We start from the raw sequence: 4,774 nt of genomic DNA, 5'->3' as shown, positions 1-4,774 counted from the left end.
CAGCAGCACGATCCGTCGGTCGGCAGCGAAGTAGTACGTGACTCGCCACGACACGCGCTGCAGGTCGAAGCGCAGCTCCAGCAGCCCGCCGCCGAGCGAGCGTGACGCGGGCATCCGTAGCTGACTCCCCCGGTCGGCCAGCCGCTCGATGTGCGGCAGGACGGTGGCGAACTCCTTGTTCGTTCGGTTGTCGACCCACTGCTCCACCTCCGGCTCCAACTCGACGGACCACATGACACCAAAGATGATATCACGCCGAGAAGTTCTGTAACGGCAGCGCGTCTCAATGGGCCTTCGTTAGGTACAGGCCGTCGCACCGACGTTGAAACGATTTCGCCGCTCGTCGGCGTGTCGGGAGGTACGGGCGTCGGCAATCGACGTCGACACCGAGGAGGCCCCACATGCAACCGAACCCGACCCAACGTCCCCGACCGGCGGTCCTGACCATCGCCGAGGTGATGGACATCCTGCGCATCGGGCGCACCAAGGCCTACGAGCAGGCCCGCCTCTACCTCGACACCAACGGCGAGGACGGCCTGCCATGCATCAAGGTCGGCGACTCCATCCGCTTCCTCCGCCACGCCATCGAAGACCTCATCGGCGAACCCATCACCACCACACACACCGACCACCTCGACACCGACCCACGACACACCACCACACCAATACGAACTCACCGAACACACCCCACCAACAACACCAACCCCCAACTCTTCACCGCCTAACCCACCACCCCACCCATGAACCGAAACACCACCCAACCAAACCAACTCACCAACGAGAGACAGGTGCCCGCCGGCGGTCAGGAGCCGACATGATGCGCGTCCGCACCCTCTTCGCCCGCAGCGCACGAGCCGCGGCCGAGTACTACGGCAAGTACCTCGCGAAGGATGCCCACGAGATCCCCGGCCGTTGGACCGGCCGCCAAGCACCAGAACTCGACCTCATCGGCGACGTGTTTGTCGACGACCTCTCCGACGTGCTCGCGGGTCTCGACCCTCGAACCGGCGATCCACTCGGCCGCCCCCACCTCGATCGAATCACCACCGACGGCAAGACCATCCAGGCGGTCGGTGGCTTCGACGCCACATTCTCCGCACCCAAGTCACTGTCGATCTGGTGGGGCCTCACCGGCGACGAACGACTCGCCGAGTGCCATGACATCGCGGTTCGTGCCGCTGCGTCCGCCATCGAGCAGTACGGCTCGACCACCCGTATCCGGTCGAACGGCCGGCGCATGCACGTCGACACCAACGGCCTCACCATGGCCGTGTTCCGCCAGTCGACCAGCCGCGCCGACGACCCGCAGCTGCACTCCCACGTCATCATCTCCTCGAAAGTCCGAACGCCCGACGGCCGCTGGTACGCACTCGATGCCCGAGTCCTCAAGAAGCACCAACGCATCTTCGGTGGCCTCTACCAGTCGGTTCTCCGGGCCGAGCTGACGAAGCGATTTGGTGTCGCCTTCGACGACATCGACAATGGCCTCGCCGAGATCGCGGGTGTCCCAGTTGAGCTGATCGCCCAGGTCTCGAAGCGAGCCGCCGACATCGACATCGAGATGGATCAGCGCGTCGGCACGTTCATCGACGAGATCGGTCGGGAGCCGACCCGCTTCGAACGAGCTGCCATCGAGCGCGAGGTCTCACGCGACACACGCGCTCCGAAGACCGGCCGCTCCCCCGCCGATCTGCGCGCCCGCTGGATCGCCGAAGCGGCAGCACTCGGCATCGACGTCCAATCACTCACGGCATCGATCGCAGCCGCCGCCCGCAATGCTCCGAAACACCATCCCGTGAGCGTCGAGTCGGTCCTCGCCGAACTTGCCGAGCACCGCTCGGTCTGGCACCGCCTCGACATCCTCCGCACCCTTTGCGACCTCGCGCCGCCCCAACCCGGCCACGACGGAGCGAGCTGGGCGACCGCTCTCGAGCAAGCGGTCGACACCGTCCTCGCCGACTGCATCGACCTGGACCCGGCCGGCGCCACAGGCCAGCGCCGCGACTCCGACGATCGATCGATCTGGACCGAACCGATCGCAGCCCAGGCCACCAGCGAGTACGTCCTCGCCCAGGAAGAGCGCATCCTCATTTGGGCGATGAGCACCCAGGTCGATGACCCATGCCCGGCCGTCGACATCGACCCACTCGGCCTCGACGGGGCTCAGCTCGAAGCTGCGTCAGCCGTCGCCGGCGAGGATCAGCTCGTAATCGTCGTCGGGCCTGCCGGCGCCGGCAAGACCCGCATGCTCGACACCGCCGTGTTCGACCTCCAGGACCGCAGTCGACCTGTCCTCGGCGTCGCCCCGAGCGCCCGAGGCGCCGAAGTCCTGCACTGGGAAGCCAACCTCGAAGCCGACACCGTTGCCAAGCTGATCCACGACCTCGACCATTCGGGTCCCGAATCGATCGCCGCCGGACTCCCGAGTGGCACCACCCTCATCGTCGACGAAGCCGGGATGCTCAACACCGCCGACCTCCACCGCCTCGTCGACCACGTCGAGCGACACCGATGGCGACTCGTCCTCGTCGGCGACCCGCACCAGCTCGCACCAGTCGGCCGAGGCGGCATGTACACCGAGCTATGCGCCACCGTTCGCACCGTCGAACTCGATCAGCTCCACCGCTTCACCGAACCCTGGGAAGCGAGCGCATCGCTCGCCCTCCGACGGGGCGATACAAAATCCCTCGACGTCTACGAAGCCTTCGACCGCATTCGGCCCGGACGCCTTGATCAACACCTCGACACCATCGCCGACCTCTGGCTCGACTGCGAACGCCGACGCGAGACGCTCGCCATCACGACCACCCGCAACGACGACGTTGTTGCGATCAACGCACGCATCCAAGAGAGGCGGGCGGGCACCGGCCAGCTCGACCCGAACACCATCAGCCCGATCGGCGACGAGTGGGCGATGGTCGGCGACGTCGTCGCCACCCGTCACAACGACCGCCGCCTGCGCACTTCCCGAGGCGACCACGTCCGCAATCGGGAACGCTGGATCGTCACGACCATCCACCCGAACGGCGACCTCGCCGTGTCCCGACTTGAAGGACACGGAGCGATCACGCTTCCCGCCGCGTACGCAGCCGAATACGTCGAACTCGCCTACGCCACAACCGAGTACGGCGCACAAGGCATCACCGCCGACCGCGGCCTCACCCTCGCCACAACGGCTACCACCGGCCGAGGCCTCTACGTCGGCATGACCCGAGGGCGGGCCGAGAATCTCGCCCTCGTCGTCACCGACGAGTCAACGCTCGAGACAGCACGTGACGCTCTGGAATCCACGCTCGCAGTTGACCGAGCTGACATCCCAGCCATTCGGTACCGGCGAGATGTTCGGCAGGACCTGCTTGGCCTTCGAGCCACTCCGGCACTGGCAACACGCGGGAGCCCTGGGCTGTCGCTTGAACTGTGAGCCCCTGAACTGCGGGCCAGCCGGTTCGGACTCACCCCTCGCGCCAACCCGACCGTCGCACCGATGCGAAGCGGCGGCCAGGACGCGAGACTCAACGCAGACGACGGAAGGGTGATGGATCGTGCAACTGTTCGATGAACCGAAGACACCCCGCACGGCGTGGCTCGGATCAAGCGAGCCTGCCGTGCGCTGGTACAGCGAGGCAACAAGAGACGAGGCAGTCGCTTCTCGAGGCGCTGTCAACACGTGGTACGCATCCTTCCCGGATTCGGACGGCATCTTCGCGGCGCGTCTCCGCAGCGAGAACGACATCGACCACCGTCAAGCACTCGATGAGCTCTTCATCCACCAGTTGCTTCGAAAGACACATCCCGATATCCGGTACGAGGAAGGCGGCGTCGGGCCTGACTTCCGTGTCTACGAGACCGGGTCATGCGTCGCTGCCGTAGAAGTCGCAAGTCTCTTCATGAGAACGGACTGGGCGTCGAGAGCGAGTCAACATGATCGACTTGCCGATGAGGTCAACCGCCGCGTACGGCCGACGGCGGGATACTTCCTCGACTTCGACATCGAGTCGGCACCGAACGACCCCGCCCCGCGCCACTTCGCACAGTTCGTGAAACGCGAGCTTGAGAGCCTTCCTCCTCACGAGTTACTGGCTGACATCTCTCCGGAAGACGTCCCGGCGTGCGTGTATGAGCGCAACGGCGTCAGGATTCGCCTGCGGTTCTTGCCGATGAAACCCGATGCCAAAAGCAAGCTCGATCCCGAGGCTCGCATCGTTGGAATCGGCCCAATGACGGTCGGCATGGTGAACAGCGGGTCACGAATCAGCGATGTCGTCGGCAAGAAGGGCGGAGAGCGTTACGAACTCGGCTCGTACCCGTATCTCGTCGCCGTCGGAGTCCACGACCCGATGGCTTCAGACGACGTGATCTTCGATGGCCTCTATGGCGGTGAAGCAGTCCAGTTCACCCGAGACGATCCGGACAACTACACCGTCGTCCGACGGAACGACGGCCTGTTCGGCGCCGACCGGGAGCGGACGACCGGTCGCCATCGCCGAATCTCCGGTGTCGTGACGTTTCGCTACTTCCCCGGTGGTCCGAACCCACCTCAGGTCACGCTCTACGAGAACCCATTCGCTCACCACGCCGCACCCGAGGTACTGATTGGCGAAACCCGGCGCTTTGGACGAGCACATGACGAAGATGGAGGCGACTTCATCTGGCGAGACGGCTCTCCGCCGGGAGCACAGGCTCCGTAGGTGACCGCCCTTTCCAATGCATTCGCAGCGCCCGCAGCAACACAAGCAGGAGCGACGATGTGACGAGAGCGGCGCCGTACCAAGCC

4 protein-coding genes are annotated in these 4,774 nt (G+C 65.3%); 3 read left to right on the top strand and 1 reads right to left on the bottom strand.

All coding sequences use genetic code 11. From position 1 onward, the window contains the following. A partial coding sequence (locus WBV89_RS18385; RefSeq protein ID WP_423982783.1) for a type II toxin-antitoxin system RelE/ParE family toxin occupies positions 1–234 on the bottom strand: 234 nt, incomplete at its 3' end. Between the two features lie 167 nt (positions 235–401). Between WBV89_RS18385 and WBV89_RS18380 the strand changes: the two genes are divergently transcribed. The 3 genes from WBV89_RS18380 (at position 402) to WBV89_RS18370 (ending at position 4,688) form a co-directional block, all read left to right on the top strand. Further along, a complete protein-coding gene (locus WBV89_RS18380) occupies positions 402–725 on the top strand; it encodes a helix-turn-helix domain-containing protein (protein WP_423982782.1) in 324 nt (107 codons plus the stop codon). Positions 726–817: 92 nt separating this feature from the next. Beyond that, positions 818–3,421 (top strand): MobF family relaxase, encoded by a 2,604-nt coding sequence (gene mobF / locus WBV89_RS18375; RefSeq protein ID WP_423982781.1) that lies wholly within the window; start codon positions 818–820, stop codon positions 3,419–3,421. 121 nt (positions 3,422–3,542) lie between these two features. Beyond that, complete coding sequence (locus WBV89_RS18370) at positions 3,543–4,688, top strand: hypothetical protein (RefSeq protein WP_423982780.1); 1,146 nt, start codon at positions 3,543–3,545, stop codon at positions 4,686–4,688. The last annotated feature ends 86 nt before the right edge of the window (positions 4,689–4,774 follow it).

It is taken from the genome of Ilumatobacter sp. (assembly GCF_049588435.1).
Taxonomy (GTDB): domain Bacteria; phylum Actinomycetota; class Acidimicrobiia; order Acidimicrobiales; family Ilumatobacteraceae; genus Ilumatobacter_A.
Note: the sequence above shows the minus strand (reverse complement) of the source record. Positions and strands in the feature narration are given on the sequence as shown.

Bases quoted from the DNA above. Each gene is read 5' to 3' on its own strand.
- WBV89_RS18380 (WP_423982782.1), top strand. From the start codon at position 402: ATGCAACCGAACCCGACCCAACGTCCCCGACCGGCGGTCCTGACCATC.
- mobF (WP_423982781.1), top strand. From the start codon at position 818: ATGCGCGTCCGCACCCTCTTCGCCCGCAGCGCACGAGCCGCGGCCGAG.